Genomic DNA, 23,591 nt, shown 5'->3' with positions numbered 1-23,591 from the left:
CGATGATTGGAGCATGACAAGAAGCTGTCAACGCTCCTTTCAGGACCGGATTTTCTTGTCCCGACGGTATCCATCGGATGAATCGAGGGCCATGATGGATTGACCGGAGCCCAGGACGGGTTGGGGGACGGGATGCGCCCGGACGGCGAGGGACAGGCCCTCTAGCGAGTGTCCCCGGCGGGCGCCGTGTCCCCGCTCGCGGCGGACGCCGCCGTGTCACGTACCCGCCCCCGCACCGCGAACCAGCCCACGACCAGCGCCGCCGCGATCACCGGAATGAGCAGCACCGTACGGCGGCCGACCCCGCCGTCGGACCACATCAGCACGACGACCCCGGCCAGGAAGGCGAGGGTGACCAGCTCGACGAACGGTGACCCCGGCAGCTGGTAGGACGGGCGCGCCAGCCGGCCTTCCCTGGCCCGCCGGACGAAGACCAGGTGACAGAGCATGATGATGGCCCAGGTGGTGAGCACACCGAGCGCGGCGATGTTGAGGACGATCTCGAACGCCTCACCCGGCACGACATAGTTCAGACCGACGCCGAGTACACAGACGGCGGCGGTGAGCATGATCCCGCCGTACGGCACCTGATGCCGGTTCATGAGCCCGGTCCACCTCGGCGCCGAGCCCGCCATCGCCATGGACCGCAGGATGCGACCGGTCGAGTAGAGACCGGAGTTGAGGCTGGACATCGCGGCGGTGAGGACCACCAGGTTCATCACGTCGCCCGCCGCCGGCACACCGATCTTGGACAGCACGGTGACGAAGGGGCTCTCCGAGGCCGAGTAGCCGTCGTACGGGATCAGCAGGGCCAGCAGCACGACCGAGCCGACATAGAAGACCAGGACCCGCCACATGATGGAGTTCACCGCGCGCGGCACGACCTTGTGCGGCTCGGCCGTCTCGCCCGCGGTGACACCGATCAGTTCGACGGCCGCGTAGGCGAAGACAACGCCCTGAAGGACCACGACCACCGGCAGCAGACCGGACGGGAAGAAGCCGCCGTTGTCGGCGATGACATGGAGGCCGGGCGTCTGCCCGTCCACCGGCTGCTGGGTGACCAGCAGGAAGATACCGATCGCCATGAAGGCCACGAGCGCGGCGACCTTGATGATCGCGAACCAGAACTCCATCTCGCCGAAGATCTTCACCGAGATCAGATTCACACTCAGCACCACGGCGAGCGCGACCAGGGCCAGCGTCCACTGCGGGACCTCGGTGAAGAGGCTCCAGTAGTGGGCGTAGAGCGCGACGGCCGTGATGTCGGCGATACCGGTGGTCGACCAGTTCACGACATACATCCAGCCGGCGGTGTAGGCGCCCTTCTCGCCCAGGAACTCACGGGCGTAGGAGACGAAGGAGCCCGACGACGGCCGGTGCAGGACCAGTTCACCGAGGGCGCGTACGACGAAGAAGGCGAAGAGGCCGCAGACGGCGTAGGCCAGCGCGAGGGCGGGCCCGGCGGAGGCGAGCCGGCCGCCCGCGCCGAGGAACAGCCCGGTGCCGATCGCGCCGCCGATGGCGATCATGTTGATGTGCCGGGACTTGAGGTCCTTGCTGTACCCGGCGTCTCCCGCGTCCGGCGAGGAGGCGTCGACCGGGTGTTCCCGCGGGGGCGGCGGCGTGTCCTGGACTGCTTCCTTGCGCACGGCTGTTCAGCTCACTTCGTTCGTGGGGGTTTCAGCCGCACGTTAGATCAACTTCACTGGTGATCTCCCTAGCCTCTATTCTCCGCCGGGCTGGAAGCGCACCGTCGGGGGCCGTCAAGCGGTACGCCGTCGGGGGCAAGCCGCCGCCGTCGAGGGCGGTGGAGTGCCCCCGACGGCGACGTGTGTGCTGGGCGCCGGCCTCGGGCCGTCGAAGAGGGGCCCTACCCGCGGTACGTCTCCAGCAGGCGCAGCCATACCTCGCTGATCGTCGGGTAGGACGGAACCGCGTGCCACAGGCGGTCGATCGGGACCTCGCCGACGACCGCGATCGTGGCGGAGTGGAGCAGCTCGCCGACGGCCGGCCCGGCGAAGGTGACGCCCCGGAGGATCCCGCTGTCCAGGTCGACGATCATGCGGGCCCGGCCGCGGTAGCCGTCGGCGTAGAGGGACGCGCCCGCGACGCCGGCCATGTCGTAGTCGACCGCGCGAACGCGGTGGCCCGCCGCTTCGGCCTCGGCGAGGGTGAGGCCCACGGCGCCGACCTCCGGCTCCGTGAAGACGACCTGGGGCACGGCGGCGTGGTCGGCGGTGGCGGCGTGGCTGCCCCAGGGGCCCGCGTCCAGGGTCGGTACGCCCTGGGCCCTCGCCACGATGACGGCTCCCGCGATCCGGGCCTGGTACTTGCCCTGATGGGTGAGCAGGGCACGGTGGTTGACGTCTCCGACCGCGTAGAGCCAGTCGCTGCCCTCGACCCGGCAGGTGTCGTCGACGGTCAGCCAGGAGCCCGGTTCCAGACCGACCGACGCGAGACCGGCGTCGTCCGTGCGCGGCGCGCGGCCGGTGGCGAAGAGCACCTCGTCGCACTCGATCCGCTCACCGCCGGCCAGCGTCACGGTCACGGTTCCCGTCCCGCCGTCGCGCTCGACCGCGCTCACCGAGACGCCCGTACGGACCGTGGCGCCCGCGTCCGTCAGCGACTCGGCGACCAGCTCACCGGCGAAGGACTCCATCCTGGGCAGCAGGCGGTCGCCCCGGACCAGCAGTGTGACGTCGGAGCCCAGTGCCCGCCAGGCGGTGGCCATCTCCACGCCCACCACTCCCCCGCCGACGATCACGAGCCGTCCCGGGACCCGCGAAGAGCTGGTCGCCTCACGGCTGGTCCACGGCTTGACGTCGGCGAGTCCCGGGAGATCGGGCAGGACGGCCCGGCTGCCCGTGCACACGGCGACGGCGTGCCGCGCGACCAGCACCTTGATGCCGCCGTCGGGACCCGTGACGGCGACCCTCCGCCTGCCGTCCAGCCGGCCGTGTCCGCGGTGGAGATCGGCACCGGTCCCGTCGAGCCACGCGACCTGGCCGTCGTCCTTCCAGTGCGCGGTGAACTCGTCGCGGTGGGCGAGCACGGCCTTGGCGTCCAGCGGCCCCTGGACGGCCTGACTCACCCCCGGGACGCGCCGGGCGTCGGCGCGTGTGATCGCCGGCCGGAGCAGGGCCTTGCTGGGCATGCAGGCCCAGTACGAGCACTCGCCGCCGACGAGTTCGCTCTCGACGACCGCCGTGCTCAGCCCGGCCGCCCTGGTCCGGTCGGCGACGTTCTCACCGACCGGTCCGGCGCCCAGCACCACAACGTCGTATTCAAGGGTTTCCGTGGCATGCGTCATAGGGGCCAGTCTGGTGCGCGTGCGGTCGCATGGCCACACGATCTTCGGGCAGGGGCCAGGAATACGGCGACGACGCACACCGTTGTCGCAGGCGCCGCAACCCGGAGAGTCAGGAAGAGGTATCAGGCAATGGCCACTGTGGAACTCACCAAGGAGAACTTCGACCGGACGGTGTCGGAGAACGACTTCATCCTGATCGACTTCTGGGCTTCCTGGTGCGGTCCCTGCCGCCAGTTCGCCCCGGTCTACGAGAAGGCCTCGGAGCGCCACGAGGACCTCGTCTTCGCCAAGGTCGACACGGAGGCGCAGCAGGAGCTGGCCGCCGCGTTCGAGATTCGTTCGATTCCGACGCTGATGATCGTCCGGGACAATGTCGCGGTGTTCGCCCAGCCGGGCGCGCTGCCCGAGACCGCCCTGGAGGACGTGATCGGACAGGCACGCGCGCTGGACATGGACGAGGTCCGCAAGTCGGTGGCCGAGGCCGAGGCGCAGGCCAAGAACGGCGAAGCGGCGCGGTGACCGGGGCCGCGCGGTGGCCGAGGCCGCCGCGCGGTGACCGGCCCCCGTCAGCGCCCGACCGCCCCGGTGCCCCCTGTCAGCGTTCCAGAACCAGCGCCAGGCCCTGTCCCACGCCGATGCAGAGCGCGGCGACGCCCGTGCCCGAGCCCGCCGCGGCGAGCTGGTGGGCGACGGATCCGGCCAGCCGGGCGCCGGAGGCACCGAGCGGATGACCGATCGCGAGGGCGCCGCCACGCGGGTTGACGACGGCCGGATCGAGTCCGGGCCATTCGGCGAGGCAGCCCAGCGACTGGGCGGCGAAGGCCTCGTTGAGTTCGAACGTGGTGAGATCGGCGAACGTACGGCCGGCCTTGGCCAGAGCCCGCTGGACCGCCTCGACCGGGCCGAGGCCGAAGAGCTGCGGTTCGACTCCGGTGACCGCGGAGGCCCGGATACGGGCGAGCGGTTCGCGGCCCGTCTCGCGCAGCCCCGTCTCGTCGACGAGGAGCAGCGCGGCGGCGCCGTCGTTGAGGGGTGAGGCGTTGCCGGCCGTCACGGTCCCGGTCCCGTCCGTACGGAAGGACGGCTTCAGCTTGGCGAGCGCCTCCATGGAGGTGCTGTCGCGGACGCATTCGTCGCGGACCAGGTCCACCCCGGCGTACGGGACGACCTCTCCGTCGTACAGGCCCGCGGCCCACGCGTCGGCTGCCTTGCGGTGGCTGGCGAGGGCGAACGCGTCCTGCCGCTCCCGGGTGATCGCGTGCTTGTCCGCGATCAGTTCGGCGCCCTCGCCCAGCGGAACCGTCCACTCCGGAGGCATCGCCGGGTTGGTCATACGCCAGCCCAGGGTGGTCGAGTAGAGCTGCTGATGACCGGCGGGAAAGGCCCGTTCCGGCTTCTGGAGGACCCACGGGGCGCGGGACATCGACTCGACCCCGCCCGCCACGGCGACGGACGCGTCACCGAGGGCGATCGCGCGGGCGGCCTGGATGACCGCCTCGAGGCCGGAGCCGCAGAGCCGGTTGACCGTCACCCCCGGGACGGACACCGGCAGTCCGGCGAGCAGCACGGCCATGCGTGCCACGTCGCGGTTGTCCTCGCCCGCGCCGTTCGCGTCCCCGAACACGACGTCGTCGATTCTGGCCGGGTCGAGCTCCGGAGAGCGGTCCACCAGGGCCTTCAGCACATGGGCGGCGAGATCGTCGGGGCGTACGGAGGCCAGGGCACCCCCGAACTTGCCGATCGGGGTACGGACGGCGTCGACGACATAGACGTCGCGAATGGTCATCGGATCTCCGGCTTCTCTCCCACAGCGTGACGCGGTGCCGGCGGTGAGGGCGCAGGGGCGGTCGCTCCCCACATCTTCCCTCTCCCCTCAGGCTGTTCGCCCGCCTCGTGAACCATCGTTCACACCGGCCCCGCCCGAGTCTCTGTCCGGAAACGAGCGCTGTCAACGGCCGCACCGCTCCCGCTCCGGCACCCGGACGTCCGCGCGACGGGCCCGGGGCCTCAGTCGGCCGGAGCGTCGACCACGCGGACCGACAGCCCGTAGTCCACTTCGTAGCCGTCGATCAGCAGCGCCTCCACCGTGCGGGTCTCGGGGTCGATATCGGCCTCCATGCCGTTGCCCGCGTAGCGCGGATAGCCGGAGGCCCCCGTTTCGCCCGTCGCCTCCACGAGGGCCGAGCGCAGGGCGTTCGCCGAGCTGGGCGGCCCTTCGTCGCCCTCGGTGTGCTCGGCGACCAGCAGGATCTCGAAGCGCGCCGGAACGGTAGTCATACCTCCGACGCTAACCACCCCGTCACGGCCACGCATGTCGCCCGCCCCTGTGCCGCGCGCGCCCCCTCGTACCGGGCCCTGTCCGCGCCCGCCCGCCCCGACGGGGTCAGCTCGATTCGCGGTGAACGACACGCGAGTCCAGCAGGTCATACCGCTTCGGATCGGCGCCCGGATCGCGGACCGCCCGGTCGACGAGGTCGGCCAGCCACTGCCCCGTCACCATGTCGATCCGCACCGTCGAGAGCCGGGGCCGCAGCAGCCTGCCGAGCAGCAGATCATCGGAGCCGATCACGGCCGTCTCCGCCGGGATGGAGATTCCTTCGTCCTGGAGCGCGCGCATCAGGAGCATCGCGTACTCGTCGCTGAACGCGAAGACCGCGTCGAGCCCCAGCGTCCGCCACCGAGCGGCGAGGGCGGCGGCCGAGTCCTCCTCGTACGTGAGCGGCAGCGGGACGATCCGTACGCCCGCGCCGGCCTCGACCTCGGCAGCGGCACGGGCGCCCGCGAGCCGGGGGCCTGAGAACAGCTCCAGACCGGGTTCCCCGGGCATCACCACCCCGATCCGGCGGCAGCCACGTGCGATCAGATGCGCCACCGCCCGGCCGCCGATCCCGCTCTGGTCCATGACCAGCGCGTGCGCGCCCTCGACCCGCCCGGGTCCCACCGTGATGACGGCCTTCGCGCCGGACCGTTTGAGCACCTCCACCCCGTGCGGGGTGAGGACGATCTCGCCGAGCGACACGACCGCGACGGGCCGCAGCTCCGCCCAGGCGCGGGCCGCCCCGTCGCCGTCCAGGCCGAGACTGCCGTACTGCACCACGGTGTAGTCGAGCCGGCGCAGCGCCCACTGGAGTTCGTTGAAGAAATGGCTGTAGAGCGGTCCGACGGGGATGTGCGCCGTGGGCAGCAGAACGATCCTGGTGTGCCCGGCGCGCAGGGAGCGGGCGGCGGCGTGCGGTACATAGCCCAGCCGCTCGGCGGCCTCGCGCACCTTGCGCCGGGTGGGATCGCTGATGCGCACGGCCGAGGTGTTGTTCAGTACGTACGAGACGGTGGCCCGGGAGACCCCGGCCAGCCGGGCGACATCGGCGCTGGTCGGAACGGGACGGTCAGCGGGCTGCTCGGTTGACTGGGTCATGGCAGCCGGTATCTTTCCAGACCGGTCCGCGGAGGTCCGGCGGACGGCCGAACCAGCAGGCCGGCACGCCATTTTCGCCGCGCCACCGCGCCACCGCACCGCCGCGCCACCACGTCACCACGTCACCACGTCACCACGCCCGAGAGCGAAACGGTCCGACCGAGATCCCGGAAGGCATGCACTGTGCGACTCCACACCCATACCTGGGGCGAGGGCGACCGTGTCGCGCTCCTGATCCACGGCATCATGGCCGACCACCGCACCTGGCGCCGTGTGGGCCCGGCCCTCGCGGCCCGCGGCCTGCGCGTGATCGCCGTCGATCTGCGCGGTCACGGCGCCACCGGCCACGCCGGCCACGGCGGTGGCTACGGCATGGAGCGCTTCGCCGACGACCTCGTGGAGACGCTGCCGGCCGGGGCCGACGTGGCGATCGGACACTCCCTCGGCGGGCTCGCCCTCTCCCTCGCCGTGGAGCGACTGGCGCCGGGGCGTGCCGTCTACTCCGACCCGGCCTGGTGTCTGCCGCGCACCGAGGGGGAGTTGGACGGCCCGAGGGCGCTCGCCCGCGCCAAGACCCTGTCACGGGAGGAGATCACGGCGCTGAACCCCCGGTGGGAGGCCGAGGACGTCGAGGTGGAGCTGGAGACCCTCGCGGTCTGGGACGAGAACACCGCGTTCGGTCTCGCCCCGGCGTTCGGCGCCGATCTGCTGCCGGCCGCGCCCGTCGTCCCCTCGCTCGTTCAGCTCGCCGGTCCGAGCGTCATGATCTCCCCCGCGCACGCGGCGGAGTTGGAGCGTCGCGGCTTCCAGGTCCGTACGGTGGCGGGCGCCGGGCACACCATCCACCGCGACGACTTCGACGGGTTCATGACGTCGCTGGACGGCTGGATATGACCGGGCTCGATACGACCGGTGCGACAGAACCCGGCGCGATATGACCGGGCTCGACAGGACCCGGATCCGCTGATCCGGGAAGGGACCCGCCCCGCGCCCCGCCCGAGAGGGACCCGCCCCACGGAGCGGCCCGCGGACGATCTAACGTCGTCCGGATGACGCCCTTCCCCGGCGCCGGCAGCGGCGACCGCACCAGTGACAGCACCAGTGACAGCAGCGGCCTCGATTCCCCCGGCCGTGGTGGCCCGGCCGCCACGACGGAGGCCGAGCCCCGGGACGTGGGGCGGGTCCGCACCTCGTACGCCCCGGAGCACGACGGTGATCCCGACCCCGGCGAGATCGTCTGGACCTGGGTGCCCTTCGAGGAGAACGACGGGCGCGGCAAGGACCGCCCGGTGCTGGTGGTCGCCCGCGAGGCGGCCGGCACACTGCTCGCCGTACAGCTCTCCAGCAAGCGTCACAACCAGGACCGCGAGTGGGTGCCGATCGGGGTCGGGCCGTGGGACCGCGCGGGCCGCGAGTCCTGGGTGAATGTGGACCGGGTGCTGCGCGTTCACGAGAAGGGCATGCGGCGCGAGGCCTGCGCGCTGGACCGGGGACGGTTCAACCTGGTCGTCAACCGCCTCAGGGAGCTGTACGGCTGGCGCTGAGGCGCGCCACCGCGCCCTCGGGCGCCGCTGTACGCGAGCGCCCACCGGAACGCCCCCGGCGAGGGCGCCGTCCGGTCGAGCACCGCGACGCTCGATGACCGGCGCGCGGCTCGCCCGGCCGGTGGCCCGGCCCCCGTCCGGAGCAGTGCCCGCCGTCCGGTCCCGCGTGGGCGCCGTCGCCCCGTCCCCGGACCGGTCGCGATCGCGGCCGGTCCGGGCCCGTACACCGTGTCCCGGCGACCGCCGCGTCCACGGCCGCGCGAATCCCCACGTCACAGCCGTCTTCCGTACGGTGTCAGCCCGTTCGGACGATCTCGTCCGTTTCTTTCGCGATCCCCCGCGGCCGTGCGCTCACACGGAAATCCTGCGTGGACGAGCACGTTCGGGGCACCCGGATTTCTGACGAAACGATGACTGTAGGGGCACTCTTGTGCGAAGCGGCGAGAGTGGCTTTAGGTTGGACGAAGCACTTCGCCCCCAACCCGGGAGCGGAGTCCGGTCACGGTCTTCGACAGGAGGATCCGGCCATGCCATCCGACGGTTTCCTTGATGAGGGAACACCACTCGGCGAAGATGACGCCGAGGATCTACTACGCGGTATCTGCTTCAAGACGGGCCCGCCCCGCACCGTGGGTGTGGAACTGGAATGGCTCGTGCACGACCTGCGCTCCCCCGAAAGAGCGGTCCCGGCCCACCGCCTCCGAGAGGCGTACGAGGGGCTGAGGGATCTGCGCCTCGCCTCGGCACTCACCTTCGAACCCGGCGGTCAGCTGGAGCTCAGCTCCCCGCCCGCCGCGTCGCTGATGGAGTGCATCACCACCACCGCCGCGGACCTGGACACCGTACGCCCGGCCCTGCGTACGGCGGGACTCGCGCTCGCGGGTCTCGGACAGGACCCCTGGCACTCCCCGCACCGCATGCTGCGGGAGCCGCGCTATGACGCGATGGAGACCTACCTCGACCGGATCGGTCCGGCCGGGCGCGCCATGATGCGGACCACGGCCTCCATCCAGGTGTGTCTGGACGCGGGCCACGAGGAGCCCGGCCCGCTCGGATACGGCCGGCGCTGGCAACTCGCCCATCTGCTGGGCGCGGTGCTGGTCGCCTCCTTCGCGAACTCGCCCATGAGCGAACGCAGACCGACCGGCTGGCGCTCCACCCGGCAGGCGATGTGGGCACAGCTGGACCCGGCCCGTACCGCCGCGCCCTCGGCGCGGTACGAACCCCGTGCCGCCTGGGCGGCGCACGCCCTGGACACACCGGTGATGTGCATCCGGGCGGAGAAGGGGCCCTGGCCGGTGCCCGACGGGCTGACCTTCCGGGAGTGGATAAGGTCAGGGCTGCCGCGACCGCCGGTCCGCGCGGACCTCGACTACCACCTCACGACGCTGTTTCCGCCCGTCCGGCCACGTGGTCATCTGGAGTTGCGGATGATCGACGCCCAGCCGGGCGAGGACGGCTGGATGGTGCCACTCGCCGTCACCACCGCGCTGTTCGACGATCCCGAGGCGTCGGAGACGGTCTACCGCACCGTCAAACCACTGGCGGAGACGGCGGGTTCGCTGCCCGCTCCCCGCAATCTCCTCTGGGCCAACGCGGCGCGCCACGCGCTGAGCGATCCGGAGCTGCACGCTGCGGCGATCGCCTGCTTCGCCATCGCTCAGGAGGCACTCCCGCGCGTCGGCGCCACGAGGGCCGTACAGGACGCGGTCGCGGCCTTCAACGACCGCTATGTCATGCGCGGCCGATGTCCCGCCGATGATCTACGCGCCTCTGTGAACGGGAAGGACCTCAGGACATGACCGACTCCGCGGAAACCATGGAAGGCGCGGACAGCGCGGAAGCCGTCGGGACAACGGCGGAACAGCTGCGGCGGCGCGCCGTCGAGGCCCTGACCGCCGCCAGGGACCGTACCTCTCTGCTGACCTCCTGTGTCGACGACCACGAGCTGACGGCGCAGCACTCGCCGCTGATGTCCCCGCTGGTCTGGGATCTGGCGCACATCGGCAACCAGGAAGAGCAGTGGCTGCTGCGGACGGTCGCGGGGCGCGACGCCATCCGCCCGGAGATCGACTCCGTCTACGACGCCTTCGAGCATCCCCGGTCCGCACGGCCGACGCTGCCGCTGCTGCCCCCCGCCGAGGCGCGCGCCTACGCCTCCGACGTACGCGGCAGGGTGCTGGACATCATCGAGCGCACCCCGCTGCACGGCGGTCCGCTGCTGGACGCGGGGTTCGCCTTCGGGATGATCGCCCAGCACGAGCAGCAGCACGACGAGACCATGCTCATCACCCACCAGCTGCGCCGGGGGCCCGCCGCGCTGACCGCGCCCCCGCCGCCGGCCGGTGACACCACGGGACTGCCCGCCGAAGTGCTCGTACCGGCCGGGCCCTTCACGATGGGCACCTCCACCGAGCCCTGGTCGCTCGACAACGAGCGCCCGGCCCATCAGCGGCTCGTCCCGGCGTTCTTCATCGACACGGTGCCGGTGACCAACGGTGACTACCAGCACTTCATCGACGACGGCGGCTACACGGACGAACGCTGGTGGGCGCCGGCCGGCTGGGAGCAGATCCGTACGCACGACATCGGCGCTCCGCTGTTCTGGCGGCGCGAGGGCGGGCAGTGGCTGCGCCGCGCGTTCGGTGTGGAGGAGCCGGTCCCCGCGGACGAGCCGGTGCTCCATGTGAGCTGGTACGAGGCCGACGCGTACGCCCGCTGGGCGGGGCGGCGGCTGCCGAGCGAGGAGGAGTGGGAGAAGGCCGCCCGGCACGATCCCGTCTCCGGCCGGTCGCTGCGGTATCCGTGGGGTGACGAGGAGGCCACCCCGGAGCGTGCCAATCTCGGCCAGCGCCATCTGCGGCCGGCCCCGGCGGGCAGCTATCCGCGGGGCGCCTCGCCGCTGGGCGTACGGCAGTTGATCGGGGACGTCTGGGAGTGGACGTCGAGCGACTTCCTGCCCTATCCGGGGTTCGCCGCGTTCCCGTACCGCGAGTACTCGGAGGTCTTCTTCGGCAGCGCCCACAAGGTGCTGCGGGGCGGGTCGTTCGCGGTGGACGCGGTGGCGTGCCGCGGTACGTTCCGCAACTGGGATCTGCCGGTCCGCCGCCAGATCTTCTCCGGTTTCCGCACCGCCGGGGATGTCTGATGTGCCGCCATCTCGCCCGGCTGGGGCCGCCGGTGGCGCTCGGGGAGGTGCTGATCGCGCCACCGCACGGGCTGTTCCGGCAGTCCTGGGCACCGCGCCGACAGCGCAACGGCACGGTCAACGCCGATGGTTTCGGGGTGGGCTGGTACGCGGACGGCGATCCGCTGCCCGCCCGCTACCGCCGCGCGCGGCCCATCTGGGGGGACCTGGGATTCACCGATCTGGCGCGGGTGATCCGTACCGGCGCCCTGCTCGCCGCGGTACGTGACGCGACCGAGCCGGGCGCCGACGGGGAGGCCGCCGCCGCGCCGTTCTCCGACGGGCCCTGGCTGTTCAGCCACAACGGCTCGGTCGGCGGCTGGCCGGGCAGTCTCGCGGGCCCGGCCGCGTCCCTCCCCGCCGAGGAGCTGCTCACCCTGGCGGCCCGCACCGATTCCGCGCTGGTGTGGGCGCTGCTCCTGCACCGGCTGCGGGCCGGCGACGAGCTGGGTCAGGCGCTGGGCGACACCGTCCTCGACATCGCCGCGGCCGCGCCGGCCTCCCGGCTCAATCTGCTGGTCACCGACGGCGAGCGGATCGCCGCGACCGCGTGGGGGGACACCCTCTGGTATCTGACCGATCCCGGGGGCCACTGGACCGTGGTGGCCTCCGAACCGTACGACGACGACGCGCGCTGGCGCGAGGTCCCCGATCGCACCCTGCTCGTGGCGACCCGCGACGACGTGCTGTTGTCCCCTCTCAAGGAGCCACCCGAGTGAGCCCGTTCCTGCTGACCCGCACCCTGCCCGAGGACGCCACGGACGCGGCTCTGCGCGCCGATGTGCTCCAGGGGCTGACCCGTACCCCCAAAGTGCTGCCTCCCAAATGGTTCTACGACTCCCGGGGCAGCGAACTCTTCGAGGAGATCACCAGGCTGCCCGAGTACTATCCGACCCGCGCCGAGCGGGAGATCCTGCTCGCGCGGGCGCCGGAGATCGCGGCGGCGACCGGGGCGCGGACCCTCGTGGAGCTGGGGTCCGGATCGTCCGAGAAGACCCGTCATCTGCTGGACGCGCTCACCGGCCTGCACAGCTACGTGCCGGTGGATGTCAGCGAGAGCGCGCTGACCGGGGCCGCCGAATCCCTGCTCGCCGAGCACCCCGGACTCCAGGTGCACGCGCTCATCGCCGACTTCACCCGGGGGCTGGCGCTGCCCGGCACCCCGGGCCCCCGGCTGGTCGCGTTCCTCGGCGGCACGATCGGCAATCTGCTGCCGGCGGAGCGCGCGTCGTTCCTGGCATCGGTCCGGGGGCTGCTCGCGCCCGGTGACGCGCTGCTGCTCGGTACGGACCTGGTGAAGGACGAGTCCGTACTGGTCAGGGCCTACGACGACTCGGCCGGGGTGACGGCCGCCTTCAACAAGAACGTCCTCCTGGTCATCAACCGGGAGCTGGGCGCGGACTTCGATCCGCGTGACTTCGACCATGTGGCGCTCTGGGACGCCGAGCACGAGTGGATCGAGATGCGGCTGCGGGCGCGCCGGGACCTCACGGCGAAGGTCCCGGAGCTGGATCTGGTGGTGCACTTCGCGGCCGGCGAGGAGGTGCGTACGGAGGTGTCGGCGAAGTTCCGTCAGGACCGGGTACGCGCCGAACTGGCCGGGGCGGGACTGGAGCTGGCGCACTGGTGGACGGACGAGGAGGGCAGGTTCGCGCTGTCGCTGGCGACCGCTGTGTGAAGGACGCCGTCCGTGACGGTGGTCCGGGCGGCGGCGTCCGTGACCGTACGGGCGATCCCTGACCGGGCGTCCGCGGCCAGTTCGCGGCGGTCGGTGTGGCGCCCGGCGGGGATCAGCGGCAGGACCGTGATCTCCGCCGTGAGCCCGCCGGCCGTCACGACCCGCCACAGCGAGGCGGTGATGGTGTCGTCCCCGACGAACGCCGGGGCGCCGGACGGCTTCCCGTCCGGCGCGCGGTAGGTGATACGTACCGGACGGACAGCGGCGTCCGCGTCCAGCGCCGCCTGGAAGACGGCGCTGGTGAACCGCCCCTGGTCGCGCCCGCACCAGGTGCAGGCCTCGGGGAAGACGATCACCCGCGAGCCGGCGGCGAGCGCGGTCGACAGGGTCCGTACGGTCCCGGGCAGCGCCCGCAGCCGCTCCCGCTCGACGAACAGGGTGCCGCCCAGCGCGGCCATCGCGCCCAGCAGCGGCCAGCGCCGTATCTCGCTCTTGGCGAGCATCCGCCCCGGGAAGACCGTGGCGAGGAGCGGTATGTCCAGCCAGGAGACATGGTTGGCGACGACCAGCACCCCGGACCCGCGCCGGGGCGCGGGCGCCCCCACGACACGGACGCGCAGGCCGAAGAGTCGCAGTACCGTGCGCGCCCAGTGCCGGGTGAGCAGGTCCCGTACGTCCCCGCCCAGGACCCTGAGGAAGGGAGCCGTCAGCGCTCCGGCCAGGACGAGGCCGATCCCCGCGAGCAGCCGTACGGCCCCGGTCAGTGCCCCGGCGGCCGGGCCCTGGTGGGTGGAGCAGTCGCGGGGGGTGCAGGGCGCGGTGGGCAGCCAGGCGCTCATGCGCCGGGGGCGAGCGAGAGGAAGTGCCGCAGGTAGCGCGGGTTGGTGCGGCGCATCGACAGCAGTACGTACAGGTCGGCGACACCGAACTCCGGGTCGTGCGCGGGCGCGCCGCACACCCAGGCGCCGAGCCGCAGATAGCCGCGGAGCAGCGGCGGCAGCTCGGAGGGCCGGGCAGCGGCGGCGGACGCGTCCGGGGTCCACAGGCGGTGCGGGGTGACCCAGTACTCCTCGGGCGCCAAGTGCTTCTCCTTCACGGTGCTCCATGTCGAGGCGGCGAGCGCGCCGCCGTCCGCGAGCGGGACGGAGCAGCAGCCCGCCAGCCAGTTGTAGCCGCTGTCGGTCATGTAGCGGGCGAGTCCGGCCCAGATCAGGGCGATGACACCGCCGGTGCGGTGCAGGGGGTGGACGCACGAGCGGCCGACCTCGACCAGATCGTGCCGGATCGGGGCGAGCCGGGAGAGGTCGAACTCGCTGTCGGAGTAGATCCGTCCGGCGGCCCTGGCCCGCTCGGGCGGCAGCAGCCGGTACGTACCGACGACCTCGCCGGTGCTCTCCTCGCGCACCAGCAGGTGGTCGCAGTACGCGTCGAAGGCGTCGACGTCCAGCCCCGGTTCCGGGCCGTCGAGCCGGGCGCCCATCTCGCCGGCGAAAACCAGGTGCCGCAGCCGCTGGGCGGCCCGGACGTCCTCCTCGTCGCGGGCGAGGGACACGACATAGCGCGGCTCGGCGGGTCCGGGCGCGGTCACCGAGGCGGGGACGGGGACAGCGGGGGCGGCGGGGACGAAGGGAGCGGGGGCGATGGCGGACATGCGGACTCCTGTGCCGGTAGGGAAGGCAGGCCGCCGGGGTCCGCCGCTCGCGCGACGGGCCCGGCACCTTGTTTCTTCCGTGGCCGACTGGATTTGACATGACCACACGGCGGAGCGCGGATGTGAGACGGCTGAATGGCCGGGAGTCCGGGAACCGCGCGATTCGCCCCGGGCCCGCGGCCTCGGCGGGAGACCTCAGGCCGCGCCCTCCGCCCGGGACCTCGCCCCGCGGCCCCGACCAGGGACCTTCTCCCCTCTCCCGTGGCCTCGGCCCGTGGCCTCAGCCGGAGAGCAGTTCCGCGCTGATCTGATCGGAGGCCGCCTTCGCCGACTCCTCGGGGTCCTCGCCCTCCAGGACGGCCGTCATATACGGCTTGATCGGGTTGTCGGCCTCGACGCTCGCCCACTGCGGGGAGTTCGGGGTGGCCCGCCCCCGCGCGGCGCCCTCGGCCATCGCGGCCGTGCTCGCGTCACCGCGGATGACCCCGGCGAGGGTCGTCTTGTTCGGCACGTAGCTCATCGTCCGGGCGAGCTCCGTCTGCCAGGTCTCGCCGGCCAGCGCCTTGACCACCTCGACGGCGGCGGAGTGGTGGCTGGAGTTCTTCGGCACGATCAGATCGGAGCCGCCGGTGAAGACGGCCCCCGGCTTGTCGGCGCTCTTGCCCGGAATGGGGAAGAAGCCGAGTCTGCCCTTCAGTTCGGGGTTCTTCTCCTCGATGATCCGGGCCGAACTGGGGGTGGAGATGATCTGCGCGACATCGCCCTCGGCGAAGACCTCCGCCTGCGGGGGCTTGGCCTCGTCGGAGTTCTTCGGTCCGTTGCCCAGCGACTGGAGGTCCTTGTAGAAGTCCATGCCCCTCAGCGCGGCGGGCGTATGGATCGTCCCCTGCCACTCGCCACCGGACTCGACGGCCAGCTCGCCGCCCTCGTCCCAGATGAACCCGGCCAGGGTGTACCAGTCCTGCCCGGCGAGGTAGATGCCCTGGTTCCCGCCGCGGTTCAGCTCGGCGGTGTCGTCGAGCCACTGCTCCCTGGTCTTGGGCGGGTTCTCTATGCCGGCGAGCGCGAACAGATCCTTGTTGTAGATCACGACGCGATTGGCCGCGTACCAGGGGATGCCGAACTGGGCGCCGTTGATACTGCCCGGCTGCGCGAGACCGGGCAGCCAGTCCTCGCTGCCCAGGTCCCGTACCGACTCCAGGGTGAGATCGCGCAGATTGCCGCTCTCCGCGTACTGGGCGACCTGGGTGTTGCCGACCTCGATCACATCCGGCGTGTCCTCGCCGTCCAGCGCGGTCAGCACCTTCTCGCCGATCCCGGTCCACTCCTGGATCTTGATGTCGAGCCGGACGGACGGATGTTCCTTCTCGTAGTCGTTCACGAACCGCTTGAGGAAGTCGTCCGAGACGCTGTCCTTCATCAGCCAGACGGTGACCGTCACGGAGTCGTCCCCGCCGGGCAGCATTCCGCAGCCGCCGAGGGCGACGGAGGACACAAGGGCCACGGAACAGGCGAGAGGGCGGTTCTTCACGTAGGTCAACCTTCTGGCGTGAGTGCACGGAGCAGGAAGAGAGGGCCCGACGTGGGGGGAGCGAACCGGGTTCGCACGGGTGTGTGGGATTTTGGTATGGACCAAACGGCCGGTCAAGTCCCGGAAGCGAACGGAACGCAGACGGAAGGGGACGCGTGCCCCTGACGCCCGTCTCCCGGGCCCGCCCTCCGGACGGACGACGCTCCTTCGGACGTTCTTCCTCAGCGCCATCCGGCTCCGGACGTCTCGCGGAGCGCCGGGCGGTGGGGCACGGTGGAGTGACACCGCGCCACCCGTGACACGTGAACAGGAGAGCGACGCCATGTCCCACCACACCTACCGGGTCACCGAGATCGTCGGCACCTCGCACGAGGGCATCGACGACGCCATCCGCAACGGCGTCGCCCGTGCCTCCCAGACGCTGCGTGGTCTGGACTGGTTCGAGATGACGGAGGTGCGGGGCCATATCGTCGACGGCGACATCGAGCACTACCAGGTCGGACTCAAGGTCGGCTTCCGCCTCGACGACACCCACTGAGCGGCCGAGGTCAGGTACGCCCCTCGCGCTCCTGCGCGTCCTTCAGCGCCTGTGACGTGCTCGCCCAGCGGGCCCGTACGACCCGGAAGCCGGCCCGTTCGGCCGCGTCACAGACCAGTTCGTCGTCGTCGACCAGCATCCGCACCTTCCGGCCGCCGGCCAGCCTGCGCAGGATCTCCAGTTTGGTCGTACGCGCGGGCCGCCGGTCGTCGTTCCGGCGCATCCAGATCCGTCCCTCGGGCAGGCCGTGCTCGCGCAGCCAGGCCAGGGTGTCCGCGCGGCAGCGCTCCGGACGGCCGGTGAGGTACATGACCTCGCACTCCTCGGTGGCCTCCGCGACCAGCCGTACGCCCTCGGCCAGTGGCGTGTCCTGTCCGGCCGCGCCGAAGAATCCCTTCCAGTCGCGGGGCCGCCGCTCCAGGAAGTGCTGACGGTGGCCGGTCTCCGCCAGCGTTCCGTCCAGGTCGAATACGGCCAGCGGCCTGCTGTTCCCCGTCATCCCGCTCCCCGTCGTGCGCATCACGTCCACCAGCCTAGGGGCTGTCCCGTGGACCACCGCGCGTTCGACATCGCGGGCCCGGCCCCGCTAACCTGCCGCCATGTCCAGTCCCGAGGCGTCAAGACTCTAGCCACCGGTCGTCCGGTGGCCTGCTCACGTTGTCGCGTCGACAAGCTCCGCGGCCCATGGGGCCGTTGGTGCTGCCGGCCGCGGCCCGTCGCCATCGGATCGCCGTAGTACGGACTGTGTTCGGCCTCGACCGGGTGTCACTTCCCTGACGCCGGGGCCCTTCGCGCGGTGGTCGCCGCGTATCTCCTGCCCGGACCGTCGATGAACGGCGTCCGTACGGATACTCCCGCGGCCCACCGCTGCCCTGTCGGCGCCCGCGCCGACTCCTTGCCGGTTCATTCGGTCACACGATCCACGGTGTGGTTGCGGAGTCCTGTTATGCCATTCGCTCTCTATCTGCTCGGACTGGCGGTCTTCGCCATGGGGACGTCCGAGTTCATGCTGTCCGGCCTCGGGCCGGACATCGCACACGACCTGGGGGTGTCCATCCCGGCGGCGGGATCGCTCACCTCCGCGTTCGCCGTCGGCATGGTCATCGGCGCGCCGCTGATGGCGATGCTCGCTCTGCGCTGGTCGCGCCGGCACGCGCTGCTGGTCTTCCTGCTCACGTTCCTCGCCGTCCATGTGGTCGGCGCGGTGACCACCAGTTACGGGGTACTGCTGGTCACCCGGATCGTCGGGGCCCTGGCCAACGCCGGGTTCCTCGCGGTGGCGCTGGTGACCGCGACCGGCATGGTCGAGCCGAACGCCAAGGGACGTGCCACCTCCGCGCTGCTCGGCGGTGTCACCATCGCCTGCGTCGCGGGCGTTCCCGGCGGCGCTCTGCTCGGTCAACTGTGGGGCTGGCGCGCGGCGTTCTGGGCGGTCGCGGTCATCTCGGTACCGGCCGTCGTGGCGATCCTGCGGGCGGTGCCGAGCGGTGGCGCCGGCCCCTCGGGGACGAGCGCGCGCCAGGAGCTGCGCGCGCTGCGCGAGCCCCGGTTGCTGGTGACGCTGCTGCTGGGCGCGCTGGTGAACGGCGCGACGTTCTGTACGTTCACGTATCTCGCGCCGCTCCTCACCGAGGTGGCCGGACTCGGTTCGGGGTGGGTGCCCGCCCTGCTGGCGCTCTTCGGTCTGGGTTCGTTCGCCGGGGTCACCATCAGCGGCCGGCTCGCCGACGTACGGCCCGTCCCGCTGCTGGTGGCCGGGGGCGTGGCACTGCTCGCCGGCTGGGCCGTCTTCGCGCTGACCGCCGGGAACCCGGTGGCGGCGGGCGCGTTCGTGTTCGTCCAGGGGACCCTCTCGTTCGCCGTCGGCGCCACGCTGATCTCGCGGGTGCTCTACGCGGCGGCCGGGGCGCCGACCCTGGCCGGCGGGCTCGCCACGGCCGCGTTCAACGTGGGCGGCGCGATCGGGCCGTGGGCCGGCGGCGTCGCGATCGGCGCCGGGCTCGGCTTCCGCGCACCGCTGTGGGTCAGCGCACTGCTGGTGGCCCTCGCCCTCGCCACCGCCGGGGTCGCCCGGGGAGTGCGGCGCGGGACCGCCGACGAGGACGAGGGGGTGCCGACGGCGACCCGGTAGCGGAGGCTCAGGAGCGTGAGACCTTACGGGTCGCCCGCAGCCACTCCTTGTTCATCGCCGCGATGGACGGCAGCGGGATCCCCTTCGGGCAGGCGGTGGCGCACTCACCGGCGAGGGTGCAGCCACCGAAGCCCTCCTCGTCCATGGTCGCGACCATGTCGAGGACCCGGGTCTCACGCTCCGGTGCGCCCTGCGGCAGCACATTGAGGTGGTTGATCTTGGCGGAGGTGAAGAGCATCGCCGAACCGTTGGGGCAGGCCGCGACGCAGGCGCCGCAGCCGATGCACTCGGCGTGTTCGAAGGCGAAGTCGGCGTCGGGCTTGGGCACCGGTGTGGCGTGTGCCTCGGGCGCGGCGCCGGTGGGGGCGGTGATGTAGCCGCCCGCGCCGATGATCCGGTCGAACGCGGACCGGTCCACCACCAGGTCCTTGACGACGGGGAAGGCCCCGGCCCGCCAGGGCTCGACATCGATGGTGTCGCCGTCGTCGAAGTGCCGCATATGGAGCTGGCAGGTGGTGGTGCGCTCGGGACCGTGGGCGTCGCCGTTGATGACCACACCGCACGCGCCGCAGATGCCCTCGCGGCAGTCGTGGTCGAAGGCGACCGGCTCGTCGCCCTTGAGGATCAGCTCCTCGTTGAGGGTGTCGAGCATCTCCAGGAACGACATGTCCTCGGAGATGCCGTCGATGCCATAGGTGACCATGGCGCCGGGGGCGTCGGCGTCCGGCTGTCGCCAGACGCGCAGGGTGAGCCTCATGCGTAGCTCCGCTGGGTGGGGTGGACGTACTCGAAGACGAGGTCTTCCTTGTGCAGGACGGGCGCGGTGCCGGTGCCGCCGAACTCCCAGGCCGCGGCGTACGAGAACTCCTCGTCGCGGCGGGCGGCCTCACCGCCCTCGGTCTGCGACTCCTCGCGGAAGTGGCCGCCGCAGGACTCGGCGCGGTGCAGCGCGTCGAGGCACATCAGCTCGGCCAGTTCCAGATAGTCGACGATGCGATTGGCCTTCTCCAGCGACTGGTTGAGCTGCTCGCCGGTGCCCGGCACCTTGATCCGGCGCCAGAACTCCTCACGGATCTGCGGGATCCGGTCGAGCACCTTGCGCAGTCCGTCGTCGGTGCGGGCCATTCCGCAGTGTTCCCAGAGGAGTTCGCCGATCTCCTTGTGGAACGAGTCGGGCGTACGGTCGCCGTCGACGGCGAGCAGCAGCCGCAGCCGGTCCTCGGTGTCGGCGACCGCCTCGGCCACCTCGGGGTGGGACTCGTCGATCTCGTCGTGGTGCGGATTGCGGGCGAGATAGTCGTTGATGGTGGACGGCAGGACGAAGTAGCCGTCGGCCAGACCCTGCATCAGCGCGGACGCGCCGAGCCGGTTGGCGCCGTGGTCGGAGAAGTTGGCCTCGCCGATCGCGAACAGGCCCGGCACGGTGGTCTGGAGGTCGTAGTCGACCCAGAGACCGCCCATCGTGTAGTGGATCGCCGGGTAGATCCGCATGGGCACCTCGTACGGATTCTCGGCGGTGATCCGCTCGTACATCTCGAAGAGGTTGCCGTACTTCTCCTCGACCGCCTTGCGGCCGAGCCGGGCGATGGCGTCGGCGAAGTCGAGATAGACGCCCTGTCCGCCGGGTCCGACCCCGCGGCCCTCGTCGCAGACGTTCTTCGCGGCCCGTGAGGCGATGTCGCGCGGGACGAGATTGCCGAAGGAGGGGTAGATCCGCTCCAGGTAGTAGTCGCGCTCGTCCTCGGGAATCCCGGCCGGGGGCCGCTGATCGCCGCGCGCCTTGGGCACCCAGATACGGCCGTCGTTGCGCAGCGACTCGCTCATCAGCGTCAGCTTGGACTGGTGGTCGCCGGAACGCGGGATGCAGGTGGGGTGGATCTGGGTGAAGCACGGGTTGGCGAAGTAGGCGCCGCGCCGGTGCGCCCGCCAGATGGCGGTGGCGTTGCTGTTCTTGGCGTTGGTGGAGAGATAGAAGACATTGCCGTAGCCGCCGGAGGCGAGGACGACGGCGTCCGCGAAGTGGGTGGAGACCGCGCCGGTGATCAGATCGCGGGCGACGATGCCCCGGGCCCGTCCGTCGACGACGAGCAGATCGAGCATCTCGGTGCGCGGATGCATCTCGACCGCGCCCGCCGCGATCTGCCGGGACAGCGCCTGGTAGGCGCCGAGCAGCAGTTGCTGGCCCGTCTGGCCTCGGGCGTAGAAGGTACGGGAGACCTGGACACCGCCGAAGGAGCGGGTGTCGAGGAGTCCGCCGTACTCGCGGGCGAACGGCACGCCCTGGGCGACACACTGGTCGATGATCTCGACCGAGACCTCGGCGAGCCGGTGGACATTGGACTCGCGGGCCCGGAAGTCGCCGCCCTTGACGGTGTCGTAGAAGAGCCGCTGGACGGAGTCGCCGTCGTTGCGGTAGTTCTTGGCGGCGTTGATGCCGCCCTGCGCGGCGATGGAGTGGGCGCGGCGCGGCGAGTCCTGGTAGCAGAACTGGACGACGTGGTAGCCCTGTTCGGCGAGCGTGGCGCCCGCGGCGCCGCCGGCGAGGCCGGTACCGACGACGATCACGGTGTGCTTGCGCCGGTTGGCGGGGTTGACGAGTTTTGCTTCGAAGCGGCGCCGGTTCCAGCGCTCGGCGACGGGCCCGTCCGGCGCCTTGGTGTCGGCGATCGGCTCGCCGACGGTGTATTCGGCGTAGTCGGTGGGTTCGTTCATGTCAGCTCACCACTCCGGTCATGACGGCGACGGGTACGGCGATGAATCCCGCGGTCAGCGCCACCGCCAGCAGATTGGCCGTCCCCTTGAGGACGCGTTCGCGGGTGGCGTTGCCCGCTCCGAGGGTCTGCGCGGCGCTCCAGAAGCCGTGCTGGATGTGGAGCCCGAGGGCGAGCATCGCGACGAGGTAGATGACGTTCCCGTACCAGGTGGAGAAGGTGTCCACGACGTTCTGGTACGGGTGGCCGGCCTGGAAGCCGCCGGAGTGCACCGTACCGGTGGTCAGATCGAGGATGTGCCAGACGATGAACAGGGCGAGGATGATCCCGCCCCAGCGCATGGTGCGGGTGGCGTATCCGGCGCGGGCCCGCTTGTGGACGTACTTGTCGGGGCGGGCGGCCAGGTCGCGGCGGCTGAGCTGGTAGGCGCAGACCGCGTGCAGGACGACGGCGACGACGAGGACGACTCGGACGATCCAGAGCGCCCACTCGTAGTGCAGAATCGGTTCGCCAATGGTCCGCAGCCAGTGCGCGTAGCCGTTGAACTCCGGCGGCCCGAAGAAGATCTTGAGATTGCCCAGCATGTGCGCGACCAGATAGCCGAGCATGATCAGGCCGCTCACGGCCATGACCGTCTTTTTTCCGATCGTCGATCCCCAGAGGGTGCGGGTCATGGACGGCCGTTGGTCCGTCCCCCGCGTTGCCAGCGCCATGGACATCACGCTAGGCCGCGCGATGCCGAGAGGTCCAAGACATGGTGCGGCTGATCTCCATAGGCTGTTCCTATCGCGGGTCTACCCTGGCTCCATGCAGTTCCAGCAGCTTCTCTACTTCGTGGCCGTCGCGGAGACCCGGCACTTCACCCGCGCCGCGGAACGGGTCCATGTCTCGCAGCCCTCCCTCTCCCAGCAGATCAGAGCGCTGGAGAAGGAACTGGGGGCCGAGCTGTTCAGCCGTGCCCGCGGCAACGTCACCCTCACGGACGCGGGCGAGGCGCTCCTGCCGCTCGCGCGGCGCATCCTCGCCGACACCGAGACCGCGCGCGTCGAGGTACAGGAGCTGGTCCAGCTGCGGCGCGGCCGGGTCAGGCTGGGGGCGCCGCCGAGCCTGTGCACCGGACTGCTGCCCGACGTCCTGCGGGCCTTCCACGATCTGCACCCGGGTATCGAGCTGCTGATCGAGGAGAGCGGCTCACACGATCTCGTACGGGAGCTGGCGCGCGGGGCGCTGGATCTGGCCCTGGTGGTGATGCCGCTGCCGGCCGCGTCGCCCGCGCTGACCACGGTCGAGCTGCTGCACGAGGACCTGGTCGTGGTCTCCTCGGCCGCCGCCCCGGCCCCACGGCGGCCGGCCAGGATCGCCGATCTGGAGGGCCAGCCGCTGGTGATGTTCCGGCACGGCTACGACCTGCGCGACCTGACGGTGGCCGCGTGCCGGGCCGAGGGGTTCGAGCCGTCGTTCACCGTGGAGGGCGGTGAGATGGACGCCGTCCTCGGTTTCGTACGGGCCGGTCTGGGCGTGGCGGTCGTCCCGAGCATGGTCGCGGCACGGGCACGCGATCTGAGGGTCACCGCCCTGGCCAGGCCGGGGCTGCGCCGTACGATCGCGCTCGCCCACCGCAGCGACGTCGCCCCGCCGCGCGCCGCCAGGGAACTGCAGAAGGTACTGCTGGCCACCCAGCCCGCGGCCCCGGAAGGAGCCAGGACCACGGGCAGGGGCAGGCGCGGGGCGACGGGCCGGCGCGCGTCGGAAGGAAGCTAAGCCCTGCCGGACGGACACCACCTCGGACTTACTGGTCTAGGTGTATTGACCCGTAACGTTGTTAACGCGGCTGATGGGCGGGTGTCCGTTGAGTGCGGTGTGGCTGCGGTGGTGGTTGTAGGTGTGGAGGAAGT

At 71.4% G+C, this 23,591-nt stretch carries 22 protein-coding genes; 10 read left to right on the top strand and 12 right to left on the bottom strand.

Translation table 11 applies throughout. The features are described 5' to 3' along the window. Window positions 1–161: 161 nt before the first annotated feature. Window positions 162–1,649, bottom strand: a complete 1,488-nt coding sequence (locus CU044_RS27135; RefSeq protein ID WP_240045865.1) for an amino acid permease — start codon at window positions 1,647–1,649, stop codon at window positions 162–164. 221 nt (window positions 1,650–1,870) lie between these two features. Further along, the gene (locus CU044_RS27130) at window positions 1,871–3,310 is read right to left on the bottom strand and encodes an NAD(P)/FAD-dependent oxidoreductase (RefSeq protein WP_129771391.1); all 1,440 of its coding nucleotides are present in this window, start codon (window positions 3,308–3,310) and stop codon (window positions 1,871–1,873) included. 129 nt (window positions 3,311–3,439) lie between these two features. Here CU044_RS27130 and trxA point away from each other — a divergent pair, with 129 nt between their 5' ends. Next, complete coding sequence (gene trxA / locus CU044_RS27125; protein WP_129771390.1) at window positions 3,440–3,829, top strand: thioredoxin; 390 nt, start codon at window positions 3,440–3,442, stop codon at window positions 3,827–3,829. Between the two features lie 76 nt (window positions 3,830–3,905). Here the strand turns inward: trxA and CU044_RS27120 are convergent, their stop codons facing one another. The 3 genes from CU044_RS27120 to CU044_RS27110 all read right to left on the bottom strand — a co-directional run bounded on the left by CU044_RS27120 (window position 3,906) and on the right by CU044_RS27110 (window position 6,725). Continuing rightward, on the bottom strand, window positions 3,906–5,096 hold the full coding sequence (locus CU044_RS27120; RefSeq protein ID WP_129771389.1) for a thiolase family protein: 1,191 nt from the start codon (window positions 5,094–5,096) through the stop codon (window positions 3,906–3,908). A 221-nt stretch (window positions 5,097–5,317) separates the two neighbouring features. Continuing rightward, window positions 5,318–5,587, bottom strand: a complete 270-nt coding sequence (locus tag CU044_RS27115) for a hypothetical protein (RefSeq protein WP_129771388.1) — start codon at window positions 5,585–5,587, stop codon at window positions 5,318–5,320. 106 nt (window positions 5,588–5,693) lie between these two features. Then, complete coding sequence (locus CU044_RS27110; RefSeq protein WP_129771387.1) at window positions 5,694–6,725, bottom strand: LacI family DNA-binding transcriptional regulator; 1,032 nt, start codon at window positions 6,723–6,725, stop codon at window positions 5,694–5,696. Between the two features lie 183 nt (window positions 6,726–6,908). On the opposite strand from CU044_RS27110, the gene CU044_RS27105 reads away from it, so the two are divergent. The 6 genes from CU044_RS27105 to egtD all read left to right on the top strand — a co-directional run bounded on the left by CU044_RS27105 (window position 6,909) and on the right by egtD (window position 13,134). Beyond that, on the top strand, window positions 6,909–7,619 hold the full coding sequence (locus CU044_RS27105; protein WP_129771386.1) for an alpha/beta hydrolase: 711 nt from the start codon (window positions 6,909–6,911) through the stop codon (window positions 7,617–7,619). Between the two features lie 155 nt (window positions 7,620–7,774). Next, window positions 7,775–8,269 (top strand): type II toxin-antitoxin system PemK/MazF family toxin, encoded by a 495-nt coding sequence (locus CU044_RS27100; RefSeq protein WP_129771385.1) that lies wholly within the window; start codon window positions 7,775–7,777, stop codon window positions 8,267–8,269. A gap of 527 nt (window positions 8,270–8,796) precedes the next feature. Beyond that, complete coding sequence (gene egtA / locus CU044_RS27095) at window positions 8,797–10,071, top strand: ergothioneine biosynthesis glutamate--cysteine ligase EgtA (protein ID WP_129771384.1); 1,275 nt, start codon at window positions 8,797–8,799, stop codon at window positions 10,069–10,071. A gap of 17 nt (window positions 10,072–10,088) precedes the next feature. Further along, on the top strand, window positions 10,089–11,417 hold the full coding sequence (gene egtB, locus CU044_RS27090; RefSeq protein ID WP_240045872.1) for an ergothioneine biosynthesis protein EgtB: 1,329 nt from the start codon (window positions 10,089–10,091) through the stop codon (window positions 11,415–11,417). Further along, window positions 11,417–12,175: an ergothioneine biosynthesis protein EgtC gene (gene egtC / locus CU044_RS27085; RefSeq protein ID WP_129771382.1), complete on the top strand. Its 759-nt coding sequence runs from the start codon at window positions 11,417–11,419 to the stop codon at window positions 12,173–12,175. The genes egtB and egtC overlap by 1 nt, the downstream gene beginning before the upstream one ends. Next, on the top strand, window positions 12,172–13,134 hold the full coding sequence (gene egtD / locus CU044_RS27080; protein ID WP_129771381.1) for an L-histidine N(alpha)-methyltransferase: 963 nt from the start codon (window positions 12,172–12,174) through the stop codon (window positions 13,132–13,134). Before egtC ends, egtD begins: the two co-directional genes overlap by 4 nt. Here the strand turns inward: egtD and CU044_RS27075 are convergent. The 3 genes from CU044_RS27075 to CU044_RS27065 form a co-directional block, all read right to left on the bottom strand. Next, entirely contained in the window at window positions 13,029–13,973 is a 945-nt protein-coding gene (locus CU044_RS27075; RefSeq protein ID WP_129771380.1) for a lysophospholipid acyltransferase family protein, read from the bottom strand. The genes egtD and CU044_RS27075 overlap by 106 nt on opposite strands. Further along, window positions 13,970–14,785, bottom strand: a complete 816-nt coding sequence (locus CU044_RS27070) for a GNAT family N-acyltransferase (RefSeq protein ID WP_129771379.1) — start codon at window positions 14,783–14,785, stop codon at window positions 13,970–13,972. The genes CU044_RS27075 and CU044_RS27070 overlap by 4 nt, the downstream gene beginning before the upstream one ends. Before the next feature lie 280 nt (window positions 14,786–15,065). Continuing rightward, window positions 15,066–16,316 (bottom strand): extracellular solute-binding protein, encoded by a 1,251-nt coding sequence (locus CU044_RS27065; protein ID WP_129771378.1) that lies wholly within the window; start codon window positions 16,314–16,316, stop codon window positions 15,066–15,068. 322 nt (window positions 16,317–16,638) lie between these two features. Here CU044_RS27065 and CU044_RS27060 point away from each other — a divergent pair, with 322 nt between their 5' ends. Further along, window positions 16,639–16,854, top strand: a complete 216-nt coding sequence (locus CU044_RS27060) for a dodecin (RefSeq protein ID WP_129771462.1) — start codon at window positions 16,639–16,641, stop codon at window positions 16,852–16,854. A gap of 10 nt (window positions 16,855–16,864) precedes the next feature. Here the strand turns inward: CU044_RS27060 and CU044_RS27055 are convergent, their stop codons facing one another. Beyond that, the gene (locus CU044_RS27055) at window positions 16,865–17,353 is read right to left on the bottom strand and encodes a hypothetical protein (RefSeq protein WP_129771461.1); all 489 of its coding nucleotides are present in this window, start codon (window positions 17,351–17,353) and stop codon (window positions 16,865–16,867) included. A gap of 447 nt (window positions 17,354–17,800) precedes the next feature. On the opposite strand from CU044_RS27055, the gene CU044_RS27050 reads away from it, so the two are divergent. Continuing rightward, window positions 17,801–18,985: a Cmx/CmrA family chloramphenicol efflux MFS transporter gene (locus tag CU044_RS27050; RefSeq protein ID WP_129771377.1), complete on the top strand. Its 1,185-nt coding sequence runs from the start codon at window positions 17,801–17,803 to the stop codon at window positions 18,983–18,985. Window positions 18,986–18,992: 7 nt separating this feature from the next. On the opposite strand, the gene CU044_RS27045 is transcribed toward CU044_RS27050, so the two are convergent. Genes CU044_RS27045 through CU044_RS27035 form a run of 3 tightly spaced genes read right to left on the bottom strand, consistent with a single transcriptional unit; the run spans window position 18,993 to window position 22,409 of the window. Next, entirely contained in the window at window positions 18,993–19,742 is a 750-nt protein-coding gene (locus CU044_RS27045) for a succinate dehydrogenase/fumarate reductase iron-sulfur subunit (RefSeq protein ID WP_129771376.1), read from the bottom strand. Continuing rightward, on the bottom strand, window positions 19,739–21,697 hold the full coding sequence (locus tag CU044_RS27040; protein ID WP_129771375.1) for a fumarate reductase/succinate dehydrogenase flavoprotein subunit: 1,959 nt from the start codon (window positions 21,695–21,697) through the stop codon (window positions 19,739–19,741). Before CU044_RS27040 ends, CU044_RS27045 begins: the two co-directional genes overlap by 4 nt. A gap of 1 nt (window position 21,698) precedes the next feature. Then, the gene (locus CU044_RS27035) at window positions 21,699–22,409 is read right to left on the bottom strand and encodes a succinate dehydrogenase (RefSeq protein ID WP_129771374.1); all 711 of its coding nucleotides are present in this window, start codon (window positions 22,407–22,409) and stop codon (window positions 21,699–21,701) included. 94 nt (window positions 22,410–22,503) lie between these two features. On the opposite strand from CU044_RS27035, the gene CU044_RS27030 reads away from it, so the two are divergent. Continuing rightward, a complete protein-coding gene (locus tag CU044_RS27030; protein ID WP_129771373.1) occupies window positions 22,504–23,457 on the top strand; it encodes a LysR substrate-binding domain-containing protein in 954 nt (317 codons plus the stop codon). Window positions 23,458–23,591: the final 134 nt, after the last annotated feature.

The organism is Streptomyces sp. L-9-10 (assembly GCF_004151105.1).
Taxonomy (GTDB): Bacteria; Actinomycetota; Actinomycetes; order Streptomycetales; family Streptomycetaceae; genus Streptomyces.
Note: the sequence above shows the minus strand (reverse complement) of the source record. Positions and strands in the feature narration are given on the sequence as shown.

Bases quoted from the DNA above. Each gene is read 5' to 3' on its own strand.
- CU044_RS27100 (WP_129771385.1), top strand. From the start codon at position 7,775: ATGACGCCCTTCCCCGGCGCCGGCAGCGGCGACCGCACCAGTGACAGC.
- CU044_RS27050 (WP_129771377.1), top strand. From the start codon at position 17,801: ATGCCATTCGCTCTCTATCTGCTCGGACTGGCGGTCTTCGCCATGGGG.
- CU044_RS27035 (WP_129771374.1), bottom strand. From the start codon at position 22,409: ATGGCGCTGGCAACGCGGGGGACGGACCAACGGCCGTCCATGACCCGC.
- CU044_RS27045 (WP_129771376.1), bottom strand. From the start codon at position 19,742: ATGAGGCTCACCCTGCGCGTCTGGCGACAGCCGGACGCCGACGCCCCC.
- egtC (WP_129771382.1), top strand. From the start codon at position 11,417: ATGTGCCGCCATCTCGCCCGGCTGGGGCCGCCGGTGGCGCTCGGGGAG.
- CU044_RS27060 (WP_129771462.1), top strand. From the start codon at position 16,639: ATGTCCCACCACACCTACCGGGTCACCGAGATCGTCGGCACCTCGCAC.
- egtB (WP_240045872.1), top strand. From the start codon at position 10,089: ATGGAAGGCGCGGACAGCGCGGAAGCCGTCGGGACAACGGCGGAACAG.
- CU044_RS27120 (WP_129771389.1), bottom strand. From the start codon at position 5,096: ATGACCATTCGCGACGTCTATGTCGTCGACGCCGTCCGTACCCCGATC.
- CU044_RS27110 (WP_129771387.1), bottom strand. From the start codon at position 6,725: ATGACCCAGTCAACCGAGCAGCCCGCTGACCGTCCCGTTCCGACCAGC.
- CU044_RS27130 (WP_129771391.1), bottom strand. From the start codon at position 3,310: ATGACGCATGCCACGGAAACCCTTGAATACGACGTTGTGGTGCTGGGC.
- trxA (WP_129771390.1), top strand. From the start codon at position 3,440: ATGGCCACTGTGGAACTCACCAAGGAGAACTTCGACCGGACGGTGTCG.
- CU044_RS27030 (WP_129771373.1), top strand. From the start codon at position 22,504: ATGCAGTTCCAGCAGCTTCTCTACTTCGTGGCCGTCGCGGAGACCCGG.
- CU044_RS27070 (WP_129771379.1), bottom strand. From the start codon at position 14,785: ATGTCCGCCATCGCCCCCGCTCCCTTCGTCCCCGCCGCCCCCGCTGTC.
- CU044_RS27040 (WP_129771375.1), bottom strand. From the start codon at position 21,697: ATGAACGAACCCACCGACTACGCCGAATACACCGTCGGCGAGCCGATC.
- egtA (WP_129771384.1), top strand. From the start codon at position 8,797: ATGCCATCCGACGGTTTCCTTGATGAGGGAACACCACTCGGCGAAGAT.
- CU044_RS27075 (WP_129771380.1), bottom strand. From the start codon at position 13,973: ATGAGCGCCTGGCTGCCCACCGCGCCCTGCACCCCCCGCGACTGCTCC.
- CU044_RS27115 (WP_129771388.1), bottom strand. From the start codon at position 5,587: ATGACTACCGTTCCGGCGCGCTTCGAGATCCTGCTGGTCGCCGAGCAC.
- CU044_RS27055 (WP_129771461.1), bottom strand. From the start codon at position 17,353: ATGACGGGGAACAGCAGGCCGCTGGCCGTATTCGACCTGGACGGAACG.